This is a genomic window from Novosphingobium sp. FG90 (assembly GCF_057808725.1).
Genome location: NZ_JBMDIO010000018.1, coordinates 1 through 21151, shown reverse-complemented (window position 1 = coordinate 21151; position 21151 = coordinate 1). Strand labels below are relative to the sequence as shown.

Below are 21151 nucleotides of genomic sequence, written 5' to 3'. Positions count from 1 at the left end.
CGCGCCGTCATTGCGATCGATCAAGCCGCTTGCGTTTGGAATCGGAATGGCAGCCCTTGGCGCAACATGGCCCCTGCGGCGGCCCCGGCGGTGCGGGGACCGGCACACTCACCACGCCGCCGCCGCAGGTCATGGCGACGAAGTCACGCGCCTCGGCCTGCAGCGGGCCGACCATCGCCGGGACCAGCGCCAGCGCGCCGAACAGCGCGAGCGGGCGCCGTGTCATGGCGCGTCCTCGTCGATCAGGATGCGGTTGGCGGCGCCGTCCATGTCCTCGTACTGGCCCGAGCGCATCGTCCAGAAGAACGTGCCCAGCGCGCAGAGCCCCATCGCCAGCGACAACGGGATCATGAAGCCGAGGATCGTCATTGCACGTCCTTTCCTGCCGCGCGGGCCAGCCGCAGCGAATTGCCGACCACCAGCAGCGAAGAGCCCGACATCGCCAGCGCCGCCACCAGCGGGGTGACGTGGCCGAGGATCGCCAGCGGCACCGCCAGCACGTTGTAGCCCACCGCCATCGCGAAGTTCTGGCGCACCACCCGCATCGTGGCGCGCGCCACCTTCACCGCCGTCGCCACCGGCATCAGCCGCTCGCCGACGAACACGCCGTCGGCCGCCTGCTGCGACACGTCGCTCGCCCCGCCGGGCGCGAGGCTGACGTGGGCGCCCGCCAGCGCCGGGCCGTCGTTGAGTCCGTCGCCCACCATCAGCACCTTATGACCGAGGGCCGCGCGGCGTTCGAGCAGCGCCAGCTTGTCCGCCGGGCGCATCGCCGCCGTGGCGAACAGGCCCAGTTTGCGTGCGACGCCGCCGACCGCCTCCACCCGGTCGCCCGAGGCGATCGCGGCGGTGAGGCCCTGCGCCTTCATCGCCGCCAGCGTCTCGGTCACGTCGGGGCGCATGCTGTCGGCAAAGGCGATGCGGGTCCGGGTGCCGTCGACGAGCAGGTCCACCGCAAGGCTGTCCGTCTCCACCTCGGGCCGCAGCAGCGCGACTTCGGCGCCGTCGCAGCGCCCGACCATGCCGGAGCCCGCCGCCTCGCGCACCAGTTCGACCGGTGCGGGCTCGACACCCTCGCCGCGCAGCGCATGGGCGAGGCCACGGCTCAGCGGATGGCGGCTCGCCTGCGCCAGACCCAGCGCGATGGCGCGGCTGCGTGGGCCGAGCATGGCCAGCGTGATCGGGCGCGGTTCGCCCAGCGTCAGGGTGCCGGTCTTGTCGAGCAACACTTCATCCGCCTCGGCCAGCCGCTCCAGCGCCGAGCCGTCCTTGATGAGCAGGCCCCGCCGCATCAGCGCCCCCGCCGCGACGACTTGCGCCGCCGGAACCGCAAGGCCGAGCGCGCAAGGGCAGGTGATGATGAGGACGGCGGTGGCGATCGTCAGCGCCTTGTAGACGCTCGCCCCTGCGATCAGCCAACTGCAGAAGCTGAGGAACGCGAGGGTGTGGACGGCGGGCGCATAGAGCCGCGCCGCGCGGTCGGCCACGCGCACGTAGCGCGAGCGGGACTGGCCCGCCTCGTCCATCAGCCGCGCGATGTCGGCGATGGCGGTGTCCTGCGCGGCCGCGGTGACGCGCACCCGCACCGGGTTGCCGAGGTTGATCGTGCCCGCGTGGACGAGGTCGCCGGGCGCAGCGGGGCGCGGCGCGCTCTCGCCGGTCAGCATCGCGGTGTCGATGGTGGTGCGGCCTTCGACGACCTCGCCGTCGGCGGCGAGCGCTTCGCCTGCCGCCACCAGCATCGTCATGCCGGGGCGCAGCTTGTCGGCCTCGAGATAGCGGGCGGTGCCGTCCTCGCCGAGAACGTGCGCCCCCCGCCCCATGCGGCCGAGCAAGGCGGCGATGCCGGAGCGGGCCCGGCCGCGCATCATCGCGTCGAGCGTGCGGCCTGCGAGCAGGAAGAACAGCAGCATCACCGCGCCGTCGAAGTAGGCGTGCTCGCCCCCGGTCAGCGTCTCGTAGAGGCTCATGCCCGTCGCCAGGATCACGCCGATGGAGATCGGCACGTCCATGTTGGTGCGCCGGTACTTCAGCGCCATCCACGCCGAGGCGAAGAACGGGCGGCCCGAATAGACCACCACCGGGATGCCGATCAGCGCGCTGATCCAGTGGAACATGCCGCGCGTCACCGCGTCGGTGCCCGACCACACCGAGACCGAGAACAGCATGATGTTCATCATGCCGAAGCCCGCCACCGCCAGCGCGCGGATCAGGCGCTTCGTCTCCACATCGCCGCGGGCGAGCGGGTTGTCGGCGGCGCGTTCGGCCTCGAAGCCGAGCTTGCGCAGTTCCTCGATCAGCGTTTCGGCATCGAGCGTCTCGGCATGGCTGACGGCGACGCGCTTGGCGGAGAGGTTTACGCGCGCTGAGGCGACGCCGGGGACGAGGGCAAGGCCGCGCTCGATCTTGCCGATGCAGCCGGCGCAGCGGATGCCGGGGACGGTGAAGCGGCTGTCGATGTGCGGAGCGGCTTCGGCGGGAACCAGAGGCGGGGGCGTGATCGCGTTCATGCGCCGATCTCCTGTTCGGTGCGCCATTGGCGGCCTTCGGTTTCGACGTCGAAGCGCAGGGTCCAGCGGCCTGCGGGCAGCGGCTGCGTGCTGATCCACTGCGCGCCCTCGCGGTGGAAGGTGAGCGCGATGTCGGGGAGACGGCCGAGGGGGTGGCGGGCGATGGCGGTGAGCGTGGTGCGGGCGGCGGGGGCTTCGACAAGCTCAGCCTGAGCGGGATTTATAGCGGGGCGATTACTCCCACCCCGCTCATCCTGAGTCCTGAGCTTGTCGAAGGATCGAAGGATGGATGGCGCGACTTCCAGATCCACCACCACCCTGCCCTCGGCCCCGCGCCGCGCTGCCAGCCGCCAGCCGAGCGCCTTCTCCTTCGCCGCCTCATCGAGCCAGCGGTTGAAGTCCTGGCTAGCGACGTAGGAATTCTCCACCACGATCCCGCCGAAGGTGGTGCTGGCGAGCGTCGCCATCGTCACGTTGACCGCCACCACCACGCCGAACCCGGCGACGAGGATCGCGGTCATATGCCTGCCGTTGAAGGATTTGCGGGTCTGCACGGTCATGGGGTCGCCTCCTGCGGCGTGTCGAAGGTCACTTCGGATAGGGCGGTCTCGCGCGCCTCGCCCTCGGCGGTGACGCGGAAGGTGAAGTCCTGTGCGGCGGTCGTCGGCGGGACGACGACGTAGACGCGCAAGGCCTGCGTGGCGTCGGCGGGGATCGTGCGGGTCAGGATGCGGGCGGCGTCGGCGCGGGCGCTGTCGTCGGTCCACATCGCCGCGCCGGGGAGGCCGACGATGGCGATCTCCATCTTGCGCGGGCGGCCCTCCATGTTGCGCAGGCGCAGGGTATAGGCATTGCGCACCGAGCCGTCGCTCATGAGGATATACGGCGGGTTGCGGTCTTTGGCGACGGTCAGCCCCGTATGAACGCGGGTGCCCAGCGCGAACAGCAGGGCAAGGCCGATACCCGCCCATATCGCGAGATACGCCAGCGTGCGCGGGCGCCAGATGAGTTTCAGGTGGCGCGTCGGCGGCTGTCCGGCCTTCTCGCGCTCGCTGTCCTCCAGCGTGGCGTAGTCGATCAGCCCGCGCGGGCGGCCGACGTCCTGCATCACCCGGTCGCAGGCGTCGATGCACAAGGCGCAGGTGATGCAGCCGACTTGCGGGCCTTGCCGGATGTCGATGCCGGTGGGGCAGACGGCGACGCACTGGTTGCAGTCGATGCAGTCGCCGAACACGTCGGGCGCTTTCTGCGATTTCTTGAGGCTGGCGCGCGGTTCGCCGCGGAAGTCCTTGTAGGTGACCGTCAGCGATTTCTCGTCGGTCATCGCGGTCTGGATGCGCGGCCAGGGGCACATGTAGATGCACACCTGTTCGCGCATGAAGCCGCCGAGCACGAAAGTGGTCGCGGTCAGCATCGCCACGGTGGCGTAGGCGACGGGATCGGCGGTGCCGCTCCAGAATGCGCTCCACAGCTTCGGCGCGTCAGCGAAGTAATAGATCCACGCGCCGCCGGTGGCGAGGCTGATGGCGAGGTAGATCGCCCACTTCACCAGCCGCCGGGCGATCTTGGCCGGTCCCCACGGGGCCTTGTAGAGCCTGAGCCGCGCATTGCGGTCGCCGTCAATCAGGCGGTCGACGTGCTGGAACAGGTCGGTCCAGACGGTCTGCGGGCAGGCATAGCCGCACCACGCCCGCCCCACCGCGCTGGTGACGAGGAACAGGCCGATCCCCGCCATGATGAGCAGGCCCGCCACGAAGTAGAACTCGTGCGGCCAGATCTCGATGCCGAACATGTAGAAGCGGCGGTGGGCGAGGTCGATCAGCACCGCTTGGTCGGGGGCGTAAGGGCCGCGATCCCAGCGCAGCCAGGGGGTTACCCAGTAGACCGCGAGGCACAGCGCCATGATCGCCCACTTGATGCGGCGGAACTTGCCGTCGATGCGGCGATTGAAGACGGGCTCTCGTTTTGCGTAGAGCGAGAGCTGGGTCATGTTGGGGGGCTTGTTCATGGTACTTGTCCCGCCTGGGAGTGCTTCCTTTTTCTCCGTCATCCCCGCGAAGGCGGGGACCCATCTCCTGAACTGGCATGTTGCACGGTCATCAGATGGGTTCCCGCCTTCGCGGGAATGACGGGTCAGGGGGTGGCGGCAGCTTCGGGCTCGGGCGCAGGCGTCTTTTCCCCCCCGCCGAGCGAGTGGACGTAAGCCGCCAGCATCTTGATCGTCACCGGATCGAGGCGGCCGTTCCACGCGGGCATCACCCCCATGTGCGGCTTGCCGATCTGCGCGACGACATCGTCCTTCGTGCCGCCGTCGAGCCAGATCGCATCGGTCAGGTTCGGCGCGCCGAACTGGCGGCTGCCCTTGCCCGCCGGGCCGTGACAGACGGCGCAGTTGTCGGCGAAGAGCTTCGCGCCCTCGGCGTTGCCGCGCGCCTTGCCCGAAAGCGAGAGGACGTGCCCGGCCACCGCGTCGATCTGCGCCGCCGTCAGCAGGCCGTCGCTGCCGAAGTTGGGCATGATCGACTGCCGCGTGACGTCATCGCCGGGCTGGCGGATGCCGTGGAGCAGCGTCGTCTCGATGGTCTTGAGGTCGCCGCCCCAGAGCCAGTCGTCGTCGTTGAGGTTGGGGAAGCCCTTCGATCCCGCCGCGCCCGCGCCGTGGCACTGGACGCAGTTGATCCGGAACGCCGCCGCGCCGCCCGCCACCGCCGCGCGCATCAGTTCGGGGTGCTTCGGAAGCTCCTCGATTCTCATGTCCGCCAGCGCCGCCACGGTCTTCGCGCGGGCGGCGGCGGCGGCCTTCATGTCCTTGTCCAGTTCCCCCCGGCTGGTCCAGCCGAGCGTGCCTTGCGTCGCGCTCGAAAGCATCGGCCATGCCGGGTAGACCACGCTGTAGCCCAGCGCGAAGACGATGCAGGCGTAGAAGGTCCAGAGCCACCAGCGCGGCAGCGGGGTGTTGAGTTCCTCGATCCCGTCCCACTCGTGGCCGACGGTTTCGGTGTTCGTGGCTTCGTCGAGGCGGCCCTTTATATCAGCCATCGTTCTCGTCCTTGAAGATCATCGTCGCGGCGGCGTCGTTCTTCGCGCGGTGGCCGGGCCGGAAGGGCCAGGCGATCAGCACGACGAACACCACCAGCATCGCCAGCAGGCCCCAGCTGTCGGCCAGATGCCGCAGCATGTCGTAGGTGGAGTGAGTGCTGAGGGAGAAGGTCATCGCCCCTTCTCCTTGGCCAGCTTCTCCTGCGCGGCGGCGGCGTTGACATCGACCATGGTACCCAGCACCTGCAGGTAGGCGACGAGCGCATCCATCTCGGTCACCCGCTTGGGATCGCCGTCGAAGTCGCGGATCTGCGCCTTGGGGTAGCGCTTGAGGAGATCGCCGGGATCGGCCTCCGGGTCGGCCTGCGCGTTGAGGTCGGCCAGTGCGCTGGTGATGTCGCGGTCGGTATAGGGCACGCCCACGCGGCGCAGCGCCGTCAGGTTCGCGGCCGGGTCGGCCACCTGAAGGTCACGCTCTGCAAGGAAGCCGTATTTCGGCATCACCGATTCGGGCACGACCCCTTCCGGGTTGGTCAGGTGCTGAACGTGCCAGCTGTCCGAATACTTGCCGCCCACGCGCGCAAGGTCCGGCCCGGTGCGCTTGGAGCCCCACTGGAACGGATGGTCGTACATCGATTCCGCGGCGAGGCTATAGTGGCCGTAGCGCTCCACCTCGTCGCGGAAGGGGCGGATCATCTGGCTGTGGCAGGTGTAGCACCCCTCGCGCACGTAGATGTCGCGGCCCGCCTGCTCCAGCGGGGTGTAGGGGCGCACGCCCTGAACTTTCTCGATGGTGTTGTCGATCCAGAACAGCGGCGCGATCTCGACGATGCCGCCGATGGCGACAACGACCAGCGCGCAGATGCCCAGCAGGGTGATGTTCTTTTCAAGCGTCTTGTGGCGTTCGACGATGGTGGTCATGGTTCTTGTCCCTGTTCGTCGTCAGTTCGCGAGGATCGGGCGATCGGCGGCCGGATCGTAGGCGGCGTCGCGCAGGGGTTTCTCCTCGCGCAGCTTGCCAAGGATCGTCGCCCAGACGTTGACCGTCATGATCACCGCGCCCGCGAGGTAGAGCGTGCCGCCGAAGGCGCGCAGCGCGTACATCGGGTGGAGCGCCGCCACGGAGTCCGCGAAAGAGTTCACGAGGTAGCCGTCGGCCCCGTATTCCCGCCACATCAGGCCCTGGGTGATGCCCGCCACCCACATGCTGGCGGCGTAGAAGACGATTCCCAAGGTCGCGAGCCAGAAGTGCCAGTTCACCATGCGCAGCGAGTACAGGCGCTCCCGGCCCCACAGGCGCGGCACGAGGTAGTAGATCGCGCCGAAGGTGATCATCCCGTTCCAGCCCAGCGCGCCGGAGTGGACGTGGCCGATGGTCCAGTCGGTATAGTGCGAGAGCGAGTTGACGCTCTTGATCGACATCACCGGGCCTTCGAAGGTGCTCATGCCGTAGAAGGCCAGCGCCATCACCATCATGCGGATGATCGGATCGGTGCGGACCTTGTCCCAGGCGCCGTTGAGCGTCATCAGCCCGTTGATCATGCCGCCCCAGCTCGGCATCCACAGCATGATCGAGAACACCATGCCCAGCGTCTGCGCCCAGTCGGGCAGCGCGGTGTAGTGCAGGTGGTGCGGCCCCGCCCAGATGTAGAGGAAGATCAGCGACCAGAAGTGGATAATCGACAGGCGGTAGGAATAGACCGGCCGCTCGGCCTGCTTGGGCACGAAGTAGTACATCATCGCCAGGAAGCCGGCGGTCAGGAAGAAGCCCACCGCGTTGTGGCCGTACCACCACTGCACCAGCGCCCCCTGCACGCCCGCGAACAGCGGGTAGCTCTTGGAACCGAGCAGGCTGACCGGCAGGTCGAGGTTGTTGACCACGTGCAGCATCGCCACGGTGACGATGAAGGCGAGGTAGAACCAGTTGGCGACGTAGATGTGCGGCTCGGAGCGCCTGACGATCGTGCCGACGAAGACCGCGAGGTAGCAGACCCACACGATGGTCAGCCACCAGTCGACGTACCATTCGGGCTCGGCGTATTCCTTGCCCTCGCTGATGCCGAGAAGGTAGCCGGTGGCGGCCAGCACGATGAACAGCTGGTAGCCCCAGAACACGAAACGGGCGAGGCCGGGGAAGGCCAGCCGCGCGCGGCAGGTGCGCTGGACGACGTAGAAGCTCGTCGCGATCAGGGCATTGCCGCCGAACGCGAAGATCACCGCCGAGGTGTGCAGCGGGCGGACCCGGCCGAAGTTGAGGTAGGGCTCCAGATTGAGCCAGGGCCAGGTCAGCTGCGCGGCGATGAACACGCCCGCGAGGAAGCCCGCCATGCCCCAGAACACCGTGGCGATCATGCCCCAGCGGATCGGGTCGTCGTCATAGCGGCCCTGATCGGGGAAGCGCAGCACGCCGCGGGCGATGCCGTCATAGTCGGCGCCGCGCAGGGTAAACCACAAGGCGGTCATCGCCGCGATGGCGACGATCCCCATGTGGATGGCGAAGCCCTGATCCACCGCCAGCGCGGAGGCCATCACGGCCAGAAAGAGCACGGCAAGCCACACGCCTGCCCGCGCCAGCACCGAAACCATAAGCTGTCTCTTTTCGAGATGAGTTGCTGATCAGGGTCCGCCTTGGACGCGGGGCGCGGGAGTCGCATTGACGGGGATCAAAAAGCCTCGTCGCCCCGGACCTGATCCGGGACCGCTGGCCGTGAACGACCGACCTCGCGGTGCGCGCAGCAGGGGCTTCGACAAGCTCAGCCTGAGCGGTGTTGAGAGGAAGTTTATCAGTCCCGCTCAGGCTGAGCTTGTCGAAGCCCCCGCCGGGCAGCACGCGCCTAAAGACAGCCACCGGTCCCGGATCGAGTCCGGGACGACGTCTGGACGAGCGCAAAATTCGCCCCAACTTGCGCCCGATCAATTCATCCCGGTTGCATGAAGCGCAAACAGCGAGGGCCGCTCAAGAGGGGGGACATGCATGGTGCAGCCCCGGCGGTCATTCGAAAGACACGCGATATGCGCAAGATCACCCTGCTCGCCGCTGTGCTGGCCGCCACCGCCTTCACCACGCCCGCGATGGCCGGCAGCCCGGACGGCAAGATCCAGGTCAAGGTGCTGGGCACGGCAGTGCTGCCTGACGGCGGGATCGACAAGGTCAAGTCGATCGATTCGGGCCTTGCCACGACACTCACCGGCATGGGCGTCACCGATGTGGATGCCAGGGCCAACGACAACGTCGTGCCCACCCTCGCGGTCGAATACTTCTTCACCAAGGCCGTGTCGGTCGAAACGATCTGCTGCTTCACCCAGCACCATGTGAACGGCGCGGCGGACCTCGCTGGCACGCGGCTGGTCGATCACGTGCTGATCCTGCCCGCGACGGTGACCGCCAAGTACCACCTCGACACCGGCACCCCGATCAAGCCCTATGTCGGTGCCGGTCCGGCGCTGTTCTTCGTGTTCGATGAAAAGCCCGGCGCCACCGCGCAGGCGCTCGGCGTGGACAAGGTGAAGATGTCGAACTCCTTCGGCGCGGTGCTGCAGGCAGGCGTGGACATCGCGCTCGGCCAGAGCGGCTACGGCGTGACGCTGGACGCCAAGAAGTACTTCATCAAGCCGACCGCCAGCTTCTATGCCGATGGGGCGAAGGTGCTGGAAACGAAGCACGATCTCGGCCCGTGGGTGCTGAGCGTAGGGCTTTCCTACCGGTTCTGAATGCGTTCATTCTTGACAAATATAACCACATGGGTTATATGCCCCAACATCCGGAGCGGCGCCGTACACGTCGCTCCGGTGTATCGGGTCGGCGTCGTGGGCCGGGATGCGGTTTCAGCCGCGATCGCGCAAACCACGCGCCCAACGAAGACCCGGACCGTCCTCTCGGCTCTGGAAACGTCCTTCGAACCGCTTTGTCCTCATGGACAGACAACGCGAAGGCTATCCCGGATGACCCATGACCGCCAACGACGCGAACCCTAACGTCGGTCATACGGGACGGCTCCGATGGAATGCCAAGGTCGAGCCGGGCTGACCACCGCTACCCGGCCGCTCGTCAGAGCAGGTGGAAAACAAACCCCCGCGTCCCTGCTTGGACGCTCCCGACGCCGACCCGATGTTCACTCTCGGATGCGTTGATTTCCCCGGCGTTAGGCCCGCACTCGCCAGCGGGTATTTTTGTGTGCGCTAACTGCACACACACCGTCATCCCAGCGAAGGCTGGGACCGCTGGCCTGTTACGGCCAACTATCGTCAAGGCGCACTGCCGAGGGTTGGGCTTCATGCGGCCAGCGGTCCCAGCCTTCGCTGGGATGACGAGCTTTTTTTGCAAATTCTTCCCCGTACCGGGGAGGAATTACACTTCGTGGAAGTTCAGGGTCGCGTTCAGGATGAACACCAGCGTGCCCGAGCACAGCGAGACGATCACCCGCGCGAGCAGATAATGCGCGTCGAACACCGTCGTCAGCAGCGCGAAGCCGCCGAGGATCACCGCCAGCCCAACCAGCGCGTTGGTGAGGTAATAGACATAGCCGGTGAAGATCCCGCGATCACTCTCCCGGAACACCCAGACCCGCGCGAGCACGTAGTTCAGCGAGTTGGCGAAGAGGAACCCCGCCGTCACCGCCACGAACTTGTCGATACCCAGCTGCGAGACCATCAACCAGATCAGCGCCATGTCGATCGCGAAGCACAGGCACGAGGCCACAGCGTTGCGCACGAACAGCACGGCGGTGTGCCGACTGAACAGGCCGTAGTGCGGGTGAGCGCCAAGGGAGCCCGGCACGATGGGCGAATGAAACATGCCAGTGGCAACGCCGCCGCCTCGCCATGGTTTCCCGCGAGCCGGTAACAGGGACGAACCGTTACCCTGCCTCGGCGACCAGCGTGTCGAAATCGAGGATCGTCACTTCGCGGCGCGAGGGCAGGTCGATCACGCCCTCGTTCTTGAGGCGGGTGAACTGGCGGCTGACGGTCTCGATGGTCAGGCCCAGCACGTCGGCGATCTGCTGGCGCGAGAACGGCAGGGTCAGGATGCGCCGCCCCGGATGCTCGAAATCGATACGGCAGCCCGAACCGCCGAGCCGCTCGGTCATCTCGACGAGGAAGCTCGCCATCTTCTCCGCCGCCGACTTGCGGCCGAGCAGCAGCATCCAGCGGCGCGTGCGGTCCAGTTCGCCCAGCGTGCGCTCCAGCAGCTTGTGCTCCAGCGCCGGATGCTCGCGCGCGAAGGCGTCGAAGTCGCGGCGGGAAAAGACGCAGACGCTGGCATCGGTCAGCGCCGTGACGCCGTGCCCGGTGGTGCCGCCGAAGGGCCGGCCGATGAAGTCGGAAGGATAGACCACGCCGACGATCTGCTCGCGCCCGTCCTCGGTGTTGGTGGAGAGCTTGAGCACGCCGTCGATGACGTTGGCGACGAGGACCGAATCCTCGCCCTCCCAGATGATCGATTCCCCGGCGGTCAGCTTGCGCGTGCGCCCGATGGCGTTGAGCGCGCTGAGTTCGCTCGAGTCGAGCGCGGCACAGATCGCCCGGTTGCGGACGACGCAAAGATCACAGCTGGACATGGTTTCCGATCACCGGGGGCTTTTCGTGGGTTGCATAGCGTATTGGCGGCTGGCGGGAAACTGCAGGGGCTTCGACAGGCTCAGCCTGAGCGGGGTTGGAGGTTTACGCTACCTCCGCTCACCCTGAGCTTGTCGAAGGGGTCAAACCTGCCGCTTCTCGAGCTTGCGCGCCAGCGTGCGGCGGTGGAGGCCGAGGCGGCGCGCGGTTTCGGAGATGTTGAACTCGCACTCCACCAGCGTCTGGTGGATGTACTCCCACTCCAGCGTCTTGATGGAGGTCTTGCGGCCCTCCACCGGCACGCTGGCATCACCGCGAAGGCTGGCGAAGGCGGCCTCGATATCGTCGGTGTTGGAAGGCTTGGCGAGGTAGTGCGAGGCGCCCAGCTTGATCGCCTCGACGGCGGTGGCGATGCTGGCGTAGCCGGTCAGCACGACGATGCGCGTCTGCGGCGCATGGGCATGCAGCGCCTCGACCACGGTGAGGCCGGAACCGGCGCCGAGTTTCAGGTCGACCACCGCGAACTCGAAGCTGTCCGCCAGGAACAGCGCCTCGGCCTCTTCGGGGCTGGCCGCGGAGGCGACACGGTAGCCGCGCCGTTCGAACGAGCGGCGCAGGGTTCGCGCGAAAGTGGGATCGTCCTCGACGATGAGCAGGCTGGCGCCCGTCGCGCCGATGGCGGAGGGAGTGTCGGTCATTGCTTCTCCTGCCGTTGTTCTTGTTCTTCGAGCGCCAGTGTAGCGAGGGGGATCGCCAGTTGCACGCTCGCACCGCCGGTTTCACGGTTCTCCACCGAGACCGCGCCGCCCAGCTTGCGGATCACGTTGACGACGAGGAACAGGCCGAGCCCGCCCCCGTCGCGCCCCTTGGTCGAGATGTAGGGCTGGCCGATGCGGCGCAGCACTTCGGGCGCGAAGCCGGGGCCGCGATCGCTGACGGTGAGCATGACCTGGCGTGCGGCGCCGTCGCCTTCCAGCCATACCTCGATCAGCACGAGGTCGGGCGAGACTTCGATGGCATTGTCGATGACGTTGCCGACGATCTGGCGCAGGCCGGGATCGGCGATGATCTCGACGTCGCCTGCCATGCGGTCGATCACCCGCAGTTCACCGGGGATGCGGGCGCGCCATTCCTCGGCGAGATCGTCGATGAAGCCGCGCACGGTGGTCACCGCCGGATCGACGCCGCGCACTTCTCCCGCCGACATGAGGATGCCCGACACGATGGTCTTGCAGCGCTCCAGCTCGCGGCGCACGTCGGCGAGGTCGGCGGCCATGTCCGGGTCGTCCATGATCGTCGGCTCGTGGCTCCAGTCGCCAAGGATCACCGAGATCGACGAGAGCGGGGTGCCCAGTTCATGCGCCGCGCCCGAGGCGAGCAGGCCCATGCGGATGATGTGATCCTCCTCCGCCGCCTGCTGGTAATAGTCGGCGAGGCGCGCGTCGCTCTCGCGGCGGTTGCGGTCGAGCCGCACGACGAAGACGATCAGCAGCACGGCGGCGAGGACGAAGCAGAACAGGCTGCCGTAGATGTAGAGGTGGAAGTGGTCGCCCGCGAGCCGGTCCGGCAGCTGCAGCGGCTCGTAGTAGAAGGTCAGGAGCGCCATGCACAGGCAGGCGTTGAGCGCGACCAGCCAGCTCCAGCGCGCCTCCAGGATGATCGCGCCGATGACGATCTGGAGGAGGAACAGAAAGGTGAACGGGTTTGTCGCCCCGCCCGAGTAATAAAGCTGCCAGCACAGCGCGACGACGTCGATCATCAGCGCCGAGAACATCTCGCGCTGGGAGAACGATTCGCGTTGCAGCACGACGCGCGCGACGGTCAGGTTGATGACGATCAGCAGCAGCGGCGCGAGCAGCAGCGGCGCCAGCGGCAGGCGGACCTTGAGCACCGCGGAGACCACAACGATGGTGGCCAGCTGGCCGAACACCGCGATCCAGCGCAGCTGGGTCAGCAGGACGACGCTGGAACGGCTGGGGGTGCTGCCGGGCACCTCCGGCGGCGCGAACAGCGCCGCCAGACGGTCGATCACGCCCGGCGCCATGTATAGGCGAGCGCGACGAGCGACAGCGCCGCCATCGCGAACCAGGTCAAAGCGTAGCTGAGGTGGCTGTCGGGGAACCTGATCTGGGTGAGGCCGGGGACGGGCTTGAGGGCGGGCGCGGTGCTCGCCTGCTCCGTCTGCACGTCGACGAAGGCAGGGGACACAGCACCCAGCTTGCGGGCCTGCGCCAGTGCGGCGGTGTCGCGCGAATACCAGCGATCGTCCTGCGGGGCGTTGGACTGCAGGATGCTGCCCTTGGGCTCGGGCAGGCGCAGCAGGCCGACGATCGACACCTTGCCCGCAGGCGCCGAGGCTTCGGCGGCGGCGCGGGTGGTCCCGGCGGGCACGAAGCCGCGGTTGATCCACAGGAGCCTGCCGTCTTCGAGGCGCAGCGGCGTCATCGTCCAGTAGCCCGTTCCGCGTTCCGTGGCGGCCCGCACCAGCGCGGTCGCAGGACCGTCATAGACGCCCGAGACGCGGACGCGAAGATATTCGAGATCGAGGCCGAGCCTGCCGTTCTGCGGCAGCGCCTGCGGAGCGGCATGGACGCGCGCATCGACGCGGGCGATCAGCGCATGCTTCCAGTGCATCCGCTGGACCTGCCAGACGCCCAGCGCGACAAACATCGCGAAGGCCACTAGCAGAAGCGCGGCAAGCCCGATGGGCCGCCGCGCTCCTTTTGCCGCCGTTGTGCGGTCCTCGGTCAGGGCAGCTGGCCCATGTCGTGAACGCTCATCGGCATCATGTTGGTGTTGAGGTGGAACATGACCCACAGCGAACCGGACAGCGTGATGATGACCAGAACGATCGTGAAGATCAGCGCCATGACCGTCCAGCCGTTCTCCGACTTGGTGTTCATGTGCAGGAAGTAGATCATGTGGACCACGATCTGCACCACGGCGAAGGCCATGATGACCAGCGCGGTGGTCTGCTTGTCGGGGATCGCGCCCGTCATCACCAGCCAGAACGGGATCGCGGTGAGCACGACCGACAGCAGGAAGCCGACGACGTACTCGCGCATCGAGCCATGGCTCGCGCCGTGCTCGTCGTGGTGATCGTGGGCGCTAGGGTTGGGGTGCGCGTGTTCAGTGCCCATCAGAGCATTCCCATCAGGTAGACGAAGGTGAAGACGCCGATCCAGATGACGTCGAGGAAGTGCCAGAACAGCGACAGGCACATGAGGCGGCGCTTGTTGGCCGGGATCAGACCCTTCTTCGCCACCTGCACGACGAGCGTGAACAGCCAGATCATGCCGAAGGTGACGTGAAGACCGTGCGTGCCCACCAGCGAGAAGAACGCGGTGAGGAAGCCCGAGCGCATCGGCGTCGCGCCTTCGTGGATCAGGTGGCTGAACTCGTAGAGTTCGATGAAGAGGAACGCGCCGCCGAAGACGGCGGTGACCAGCAGCCAGAGCTGCGTGCCGCCCTTGTTGCCCTTCTCCATGGCGAGCATGGCGAAGCCGTAAGTGATCGACGAGAACAGCAGCATGGCGGTGTTGAGCGCCACCAGCGGCAGGTCGAACAGGTCCTTCGGCCCCGGCCCGGCGGCCAGGCTGCCGCCCAGCACGCCGTATGCCGCGAAGAGCATGGCGAAGATGAGACAGTCGCTCATCAGGTAGACCCAGAAGCCCAGCATGGTGCTGCCGCCTTCGGGGTGGTCATGCTCGTTCAGGTCATAGAACGCGGCCTGAAGCTGCGCCTGATCGAGGTTGTGTGCAGTGCTAGCGGTCATGTCTCAGGCTCCCGCGGCGGCGAGCTGGCGGGTGCGTTCCGCCTCGGTCGCTTCGACCGTCTCGACGGGGATGTGGTAGTCCCGCTTGTAGTTGAAGGTATGGAAGATCGCGTAGCCGATGATCCCGGCGAACGAGACCGCCGCAAGCCACCAGATGTACCAGATCATCGCGAAGCCGAGCGCCGTCGACAGACCCGCCAGGATCAGGCCGGTCCCCGTGCCGCTGGGCATGTGGATCGGACGGAAGCCGGAGGTCGGGCGCTGGACGCCGCAGCGCTTCATGTCGTCCCAGGCGTCGAGGTCGTGGACCAGCGGCGTGAAGGCAAAGTTGTACTCCGGCGGCGGCGACGAGGTCGACCACTCCAGCGTACGGCCGTTCCACGGATCGCCCGTCTCGTCCTTCAGTTCCTCGCGCTTCCAGATGGAGACGGCGAACTGGACCAGCATGGCGCCGATGCCACCGGCGATCATCACGGCGCCGAAGGCGGCGATGACGAACCAGATCTGGATCGACGGATCGTCGAACACGCGCATGCGGCGGGTGACGCCCATCAGGCCGAGGATATAGAGCGGCATGAAGGCGAACCAGAAGCCGGGAACCCAAAGCCAGAAGCTGACCTTGCCCCAGAACACGTTGAGTTTGAAGCCGAAGGCCTTGGGCCACCAGAAGTTGATCGCCGCGAAGATGCCGAACAGCACGCCGCCGATGATCACGTTATGGAAGTGCGCGATCAGGAACAGCGAGTTGTGCAGCACGAAGTCCGCAGGCGGCACCGCGAGCAGCACGCCGGTCATGCCGCCGACCGTGAAGGTCAGCATGAACGCGACGGTCCACATCATCGGCAGCTCGTAGCGGATGCGGCCGCGGTACATCGTGAACAGCCAGTTGAACAGCTTCGCGCCGGTCGGGATCGAAATCACCATCGTGGTGATGCCGAAGAACGAGTTGACGCTCGCGCCCGAACCCATCGTGAAGAAATGGTGCAGCCACACGAGGTACGACAGGATGGTGATGACCAGCGTGGCGTAGACCATCGACGAGTAGCCGAACAGGCGCTTGCCCGAGAAGGTCGAGACGACTTCCGAGAACACGCCGAACAGCGGCAGGATGAGAATGTAGACCTCGGGGTGGCCCCAGATCCAGATCAGGTTCACGTACATCATCGGCGAGCCGCCGAAGTCGTTCGAGAAGAAGTTGAAGCCGAGGTAGCGGTCGACGGTCAGCATCGTCATCACCGCCGTCAGCACCGGGAAGGCGGCGACGATCAGGATGTTGGTGCACAGCGAGGTCCAGGTGAACACCGGCATGCGCATCATGGTCATGCCGGGCGCGCGCATCTTGACGATGGTGCACACCAGATTGACGCCCGAAAGCAGCGTGCCGACACCCGCGATCTGCAGGGACCAGATGTAGTAGTCGACGCCGACCCACGGGCTGTACGCCAGGTTCGACAGCGGCGGATAGGCCAGCCAGCCGGTCTGCGCGAACTCACCCACGAACAGCGACATCATGACCAGCACGGCGCCGGCGGTCGTCATCCAGAAGCTGAAGTTGTTCAGGAACGGGAAGCTGACGTCACGTGCGCCGATCTGCAGCGGCACGATGTAGTTCATGAGGCCCGTGACGAAAGGCATCGCCACGAAGAAGATCATGATCACGCCGTGCGCGGTGAAGACCTGGTCGTAGTGGTGGGCGTTGAGGTAACCGTCGTTGCCGTTGAACGCCATCGCCTGCTGGGCGCGCATCATGATCGCGTCGGCAAAGCCGCGCAGGAACATGATCAGACCCAGGATCATGTACATGATGCCGATCTTCTTGTGATCGACGCTGGTGAACCACTCCTTCCAGAGATAGCCCCAGAGCTTGAAGTAGGTCAGGCCCGCGACGAGCGCGGCGCCGCCGAGCAGCACGACCACGAAGGTCGCGAGCACGATCGGCTCCTGCGGGATGGCATCCAGCCACAGGCGCCCGAGTAGCGGGCTCCAGTGGTTATGGGCTTCGGCTTCGATGGCCATGAGTGTCAGTTCCGCGAATTCAGGGAAATGTGAGCGGGCTTCGGCGAAGATGCGGCGGGCGCATCCTCACCACCGAAGCCGATCGACTGCGGCGCGGGGATCCCGGCGCCGTTCAGCGAGCGAAGGTCGGAAGGCGCCTTGACGGAACCGTCGCGCACCTGACCGGGCATCTGCTCGCACAGGGCACGGACCCAGGCCAGCTCGCGCTTGACCGCTTCGGAGGGGTTGGCGCTCTCGGCGACCGCGCGGTCGCGGCCGTCCTTGTCGTAAGACAGCATCTGCACGTTGCGGATGCCCGCCTTGCCCAGACCGCCGCGCGCGTCGAGAGCCATCATCTCGCTCATGCACATCTTGCCCGGCTGGACGCACATGTTGACGACGGCGTCATAGAGCTTGGGGTCGACATTGGCGAAGCGGATCGCCGGAACCTTCTGCGTCGGCTTTTCAAGCTCGAGGTAGGCCGTGCGGTCGAGCGTGCCGCCCATCTGCTTGGCCGGAACGCCTTCGAATTCCGAAGCGGCGATCACGTCGCCGGCGGGCTGCGGCTTGGTGCCGGTCGCCTTCACGTCGCCGACCCACTTGGCGAAGTCCGCGTCCGAAACCGAACGCATCTTGAAGCGCATGTGGGTGAAGCCCGCGCCCGAGTAGTTGGCCGAGAAGCCGACCGATTCGACGTTGGAGTTCATCACCGCGTGCAGGCGCGTTTCCATGCCCGGCATCGCGTAGATCTGGCCCGCCATCGCCGGAACGTAGAACGAGTTCATGACGTTCGCGGAAGTGATCTTGAAGTTCAGCGGGCGGCCGCTCGGCACGACCAGTTCGTTGACGGTGGCAACGCCCTGCTCGGGGTAGATGAACAGCCACTTCCAGTCGAGCGCGACGACTTCCACCTCGAGAGGCTTCGCATCCTGCGAAACCTGGGTCTGGGCGTCGATGCGGCCGATGGTGCGGTAGGGATCGAGAAGGTGGGTGCTGGTCCAGGTCACGGCGCCAAGGCAGATGATGATGAGCAGCGGCGCGGCCCAGATCATCAGCTCGAGCTGGGTCGAGTGATCCCAGTCCGGCTCGTACTTCGCGTCCTTGTTGTTGGCGCGGTAGCGCCACGCGAAGATCACCACCGCCAGCATCACCGGCACGACGATCAGCAGCATCAGCAGCGTCGCGACGACCACGAGGTCGCCCTGCTGCTGTGCAACATCGCCCGACGGCTTGAGCACGAGGGTGTTGCACGCCGACAGCGCAGCGGTCAGCCCGAGGGCGCCCACGACGCGCATCGCGCGGTTACGGAACGGGCCGAAACGACGGCCGGGCGGGTTCAGACGTGACTCGGGCGGTTGCATGGCGCGTCGCCTAGGCCCGTGCTGCGGATGCGAACATAGGACATTTTGTCCAATCCCCTTACGGCGTTTCAGATACAATAGGGCGGCCAATTGTGAAGCCGCGCGTCCGTCGCGCCGGTGCGATTCGCGGACGGGCGGGACTCTCGCTTATTCCCGTGTTATACCAGACGAAGGCCGAGATACGCCAGATGAGCACAACCACGACCCCGACCCGCGAGGAACTCGGCCTGCCGACGTTCAAGCCGCACCACGCGATTTCGCCCGGCGAGATCGCGATCGGCGTGATCATCGGCCGTACCTCGGAATTCTTCGACTTCTTCGTCTACGCCATCGCCTCGGTGCTGGTGTTCCCGAAGCTGTTCTTCCCCTTCGTCGATCCGCTGACCGGCACGCTCTACAGCTTCGCGATCTTCGCGCTGGCCTTCATCGCGCGCCCGTTCGGTTCGCTGTTCTTCATGGCGCTCGACCGTGCCTACGGCCGCGGCGTCAAGCTGACGATCGCGCTGTTCGGCCTAGGCGGCTCGACGGCGGCGATCGCCTTCCTGCCGACTTATGAGACGATGGGCGCCACCGCGATCTGGCTGCTGGCGATCTTCCGCATCGCACAGGGCTTCGCGCTCGGCGGCACCTGGGACGGCCTCGCCTCGCTGCTCGCGCTCAACGCCCCGGAAAACCGCCGTGGCTGGTGGGCGATGGTGCCGCAGCTCGGTGCGCCGTTCGGCCTCATCGTCGCCAGCGCGCTGTTCGCCTACATGATCGCCGTACTGCCCGCCGCCGACTTCCTGGAGTGGGGCTGGCGCTATCCGTTCTTCGTGGCGCTCGCGATCAACGTCGTCGCGCTCTTCGCGCGCCTGCGCATCGTCGTCACCGAGGAATTCCAGACCCTGTTCGAAAGCCGCGACCTGCAGCCCGTCAGCGTCATGGGCACCGTGAGCAAGGAAGGTCGCACCGTCCTGATCGGCGCCTTCGCCCCGCTCGCCAGCTTCGCGATGTTCCACATGGTCACCGTGTTCCCGCTCTCGTGGGTGTTCCTGTTCACCAAGGAAGCGCCGACCCGCTTCCTGCTGATCGAGGTGCTGGCCGCCGTCTTCGGCCTCGTCGCCGTGCTGTTCTCGGGCCGTCTCGCCGACCGTTACGGCCGCCGTACCCTGCTCGGCACCTGCGCTGTCGGCATCGCGGTGTTCAGCGGCTTCGCGCCGCAGCTGCTCGACGCGGGCACCGCCGGTGAGCTGGTGTTCATGATCGGCGGCTTCATCCTGCTGGGCCTGTCGTTCGGCCAGTCCTCGGGCGTCGTCGCCTCGGCCTTCGCGACCGACCACCGCTACACCGGTTCGGCGCTCACCAGCGACCTTGCCTGGCTGTTCGGCGCGGGCTTCGCCCCGCTGGCGGCGCTGCTGCTCTCCACCCACTTCGGCCTGATCGCCTCGGGCGGCTACCTGCTCTCGGGCGCACTGGCCACCCTGCTGGCCCTGTGGCTGAACAAGGAACTCGCCAGCCGCTGATCGACCAGTCATCCAGATAAAGAAAGGCCGCGCCCCAAGGGTTGCGGCCTTTCTTATATGCACATGTTCCCCAATGACGACCGCTCCTCCGATGCGGCCGATTGTCACGCGCAGACATAATCGCCTGTTACCCCGATCGGATAGACAGGAGGCGCTGATGATTCTGAGCCGCGCACAAAGACGAGGGTTAGATGGAAAAGCCTTCCTGCTCGGATATATAGACCGAACAGGATATACGATCGCTGGCGACAAAGCCTGGACCAGGGACGAGTTGAACGCCGTGCGGCGGCTCTATCCCGACGCTGCGGCATTATCGGTTGCATTGCCCTGCCGATCTCCTGCCGCCATCGGACATAAGGCCCGGCACATGGGGCTCGTCGTTCCTCGCAAGATCTGGTCGCAAGCAGAGATTCTCGCCTTACGGCGCCCCTACATTTCAGGAATGCCCGTCCAGGAGATCGAGCGGTTGCTGCCGGGCAGAAGCAGGCATCAAATCTGGCATAGAGCTCATCGGTCGGGCTTCAGACGACCGCGCATTGCTCCAAGGCCGACAGGTATTCCAATCGTAGATGCCGTAAGGCTGCGTGCCCACGATCACCGGCTCACGATGGGTGATCTGGATGCTTTCGTCGGAAAGCGACGGTATTTTGTCTCGCCGCGCCGAATCGACTGGAATGCTCTTCAAAGGGCGATGACGATGCTCGGCGGCATACCGTTCATCGTATGGAACGAGCTTTGATGCACCGCGCAGCGCGAAACTGTTACCGGTGGACAGCTGAAGAGGACGCCGAAATCTGCAAAGGGTATCCTTGCTATCCCCTTTTGATGCAACGGCTTCCCGATCGAACTCTAGCTGCGCTCAAACATCGGGCGCGATGGCTGGGCGTGGTTGCAACCAGACATATCTGGACCAGCCGTGAGGTACGCGACCTCACCAGAATTTATAGCGACCATCCCAGCAACGGAGAACTCACACGCCTTTTCCCGCATCTGACATTACGCCAAATAACAAGCAAGGCGGCTCATCTCGGTCTTCAGCGCCGAGCAAAATGTTTGAGGATGCTTGGTGTGCCGGCATTGGATGCCATTCGTCAGCGTGCGAGCAGTGTAGGGCTGTCACTGGTTGAATTGGACCGTAGAGCGCGAACAGGTCGCTATTTCCAAAAATCTCGACGTGATCCCATCCTCAAGTACATTGCTCGGGCCGCGATGCTACTTGGAGGCGACGTCGTAATAACGTGGGATGAACTCGAATGACCCCGCCGCCGGAATGGCGGCGCAGGCATACTTTTCCATAATAAAAAAACCGCCTAGGATTTCCCTGAGACGGCTTGGCGTTCTGTCGGTTGGTTGCGGGGGTAGGATTTGAACCTACGACCTTCAGGTTATGAGCCTGACGAGCTACCGGGCTGC

21 protein-coding genes are annotated in these 21151 nt (G+C 66.1%); 3 read left to right on the top strand and 18 right to left on the bottom strand.

Annotated features, from left to right (window positions below; all coding sequences use genetic code 11):
• Positions 1-7: 7 nt before the first annotated feature.
• The 9 genes from ACODRZ_RS16010 to ccoN all read right to left on the bottom strand — a co-directional run bounded on the left by ACODRZ_RS16010 (position 8) and on the right by ccoN (position 8135).
• Positions 8-226: a hypothetical protein gene (locus ACODRZ_RS16010; protein WP_488972091.1), complete on the bottom strand. Its 219-nt coding sequence runs from the start codon at positions 224-226 to the stop codon at positions 8-10.
• Positions 223-369, bottom strand: a complete 147-nt coding sequence (gene ccoS, locus ACODRZ_RS16005; RefSeq protein WP_008832429.1) for a cbb3-type cytochrome oxidase assembly protein CcoS — start codon at positions 367-369, stop codon at positions 223-225. Before ccoS ends, ACODRZ_RS16010 begins: the two co-directional genes overlap by 4 nt.
• Positions 366-2510 carry a heavy metal translocating P-type ATPase gene (locus ACODRZ_RS16000; RefSeq protein WP_488972092.1) on the bottom strand — a complete coding sequence of 715 codons (2145 nt, stop codon included), beginning with the start codon at positions 2508-2510 and terminating at the stop codon, positions 366-368. Before ACODRZ_RS16000 ends, ccoS begins: the two co-directional genes overlap by 4 nt.
• Positions 2507-3070 (bottom strand): FixH family protein, encoded by a 564-nt coding sequence (locus ACODRZ_RS15995; RefSeq protein ID WP_488972093.1) that lies wholly within the window; start codon positions 3068-3070, stop codon positions 2507-2509. Before ACODRZ_RS15995 ends, ACODRZ_RS16000 begins: the two co-directional genes overlap by 4 nt.
• Positions 3067-4518: a cytochrome c oxidase accessory protein CcoG gene (gene ccoG / locus ACODRZ_RS15990; RefSeq protein WP_488972094.1), complete on the bottom strand. Its 1452-nt coding sequence runs from the start codon at positions 4516-4518 to the stop codon at positions 3067-3069. Before ccoG ends, ACODRZ_RS15995 begins: the two co-directional genes overlap by 4 nt.
• Positions 4519-4643: 125 nt before the next feature.
• Positions 4644-5549 carry a cytochrome-c oxidase, cbb3-type subunit III gene (gene ccoP, locus ACODRZ_RS15985; protein ID WP_488972095.1) on the bottom strand — a complete coding sequence of 302 codons (906 nt, stop codon included), beginning with the start codon at positions 5547-5549 and terminating at the stop codon, positions 4644-4646.
• A complete protein-coding gene (locus tag ACODRZ_RS15980; protein ID WP_008828422.1) occupies positions 5542-5724 on the bottom strand; it encodes a cbb3-type cytochrome c oxidase subunit 3 in 183 nt (60 codons plus the stop codon). Before ACODRZ_RS15980 ends, ccoP begins: the two co-directional genes overlap by 8 nt.
• Positions 5721-6470: a cytochrome-c oxidase, cbb3-type subunit II gene (ccoO, locus tag ACODRZ_RS15975; RefSeq protein WP_488972096.1), complete on the bottom strand. Its 750-nt coding sequence runs from the start codon at positions 6468-6470 to the stop codon at positions 5721-5723. Before ccoO ends, ACODRZ_RS15980 begins: the two co-directional genes overlap by 4 nt.
• 21 nt (positions 6471-6491) lie before the next feature.
• The gene (ccoN, locus tag ACODRZ_RS15970) at positions 6492-8135 is read right to left on the bottom strand and encodes a cytochrome-c oxidase, cbb3-type subunit I (protein WP_488972097.1); all 1644 of its coding nucleotides are present in this window, start codon (positions 8133-8135) and stop codon (positions 6492-6494) included.
• 426 nt (positions 8136-8561) lie between these two features.
• Between ccoN and ACODRZ_RS15965 the strand changes: the two genes are divergently transcribed.
• Entirely contained in the window at positions 8562-9260 is a 699-nt protein-coding gene (locus ACODRZ_RS15965; protein ID WP_488972098.1) for an OmpW/AlkL family protein, read from the top strand.
• Positions 9261-9897: 637 nt separating this feature from the next.
• Here ACODRZ_RS15965 and ACODRZ_RS15960 read toward each other — a convergent pair.
• The 9 genes from ACODRZ_RS15960 to cyoA form a co-directional block, all read right to left on the bottom strand.
• Positions 9898-10344: a GtrA family protein gene (locus tag ACODRZ_RS15960; RefSeq protein ID WP_488973071.1), complete on the bottom strand. Its 447-nt coding sequence runs from the start codon at positions 10342-10344 to the stop codon at positions 9898-9900.
• Positions 10345-10405: 61 nt separating this feature from the next.
• Positions 10406-11107, bottom strand: coding sequence for a Crp/Fnr family transcriptional regulator (locus tag ACODRZ_RS15955; protein WP_488973072.1), 702 nt, complete (start codon positions 11105-11107; stop codon positions 10406-10408).
• 141 nt (positions 11108-11248) lie between these two features.
• A complete protein-coding gene (locus ACODRZ_RS15950; protein ID WP_069708543.1) occupies positions 11249-11803 on the bottom strand; it encodes a response regulator transcription factor in 555 nt (184 codons plus the stop codon).
• A complete protein-coding gene (locus ACODRZ_RS15945) occupies positions 11800-13149 on the bottom strand; it encodes an ATP-binding protein (protein WP_488973073.1) in 1350 nt (449 codons plus the stop codon). The genes ACODRZ_RS15950 and ACODRZ_RS15945 overlap by 4 nt, the downstream gene beginning before the upstream one ends.
• A complete protein-coding gene (locus ACODRZ_RS15940) occupies positions 13134-13775 on the bottom strand; it encodes an SURF1 family protein (RefSeq protein ID WP_488973074.1) in 642 nt (213 codons plus the stop codon). The genes ACODRZ_RS15945 and ACODRZ_RS15940 overlap by 16 nt, the downstream gene beginning before the upstream one ends.
• A gap of 77 nt (positions 13776-13852) precedes the next feature.
• Positions 13853-14245, bottom strand: a complete 393-nt coding sequence (gene cyoD / locus ACODRZ_RS15935; protein ID WP_488973075.1) for a cytochrome o ubiquinol oxidase subunit IV — start codon at positions 14243-14245, stop codon at positions 13853-13855.
• Entirely contained in the window at positions 14245-14784 is a 540-nt protein-coding gene (gene cyoC / locus ACODRZ_RS15930) for a cytochrome o ubiquinol oxidase subunit III (protein WP_488973080.1), read from the bottom strand. Before cyoC ends, cyoD begins: the two co-directional genes overlap by 1 nt.
• 99 nt (positions 14785-14883) lie before the next feature.
• Positions 14884-16896 carry a cytochrome o ubiquinol oxidase subunit I gene (gene cyoB / locus ACODRZ_RS15925; protein ID WP_488973076.1) on the bottom strand — a complete coding sequence of 671 codons (2013 nt, stop codon included), beginning with the start codon at positions 16894-16896 and terminating at the stop codon, positions 14884-14886.
• A 5-nt stretch (positions 16897-16901) separates the two neighbouring features.
• Positions 16902-18236, bottom strand: a complete 1335-nt coding sequence (cyoA, locus tag ACODRZ_RS15920; protein ID WP_488973077.1) for a ubiquinol oxidase subunit II — start codon at positions 18234-18236, stop codon at positions 16902-16904.
• Positions 18237-18424: 188 nt separating this feature from the next.
• Between cyoA and ACODRZ_RS15915 the strand changes: the two genes are divergently transcribed.
• Complete coding sequence (locus ACODRZ_RS15915) at positions 18425-19738, top strand: MFS transporter (RefSeq protein WP_488973078.1); 1314 nt, start codon at positions 18425-18427, stop codon at positions 19736-19738.
• 157 nt (positions 19739-19895) lie between these two features.
• On the top strand, positions 19896-20477 hold the full coding sequence (locus ACODRZ_RS15910; RefSeq protein ID WP_488973079.1) for a hypothetical protein: 582 nt from the start codon (positions 19896-19898) through the stop codon (positions 20475-20477).
• The last annotated feature ends 674 nt before the right edge of the window (positions 20478-21151 follow it).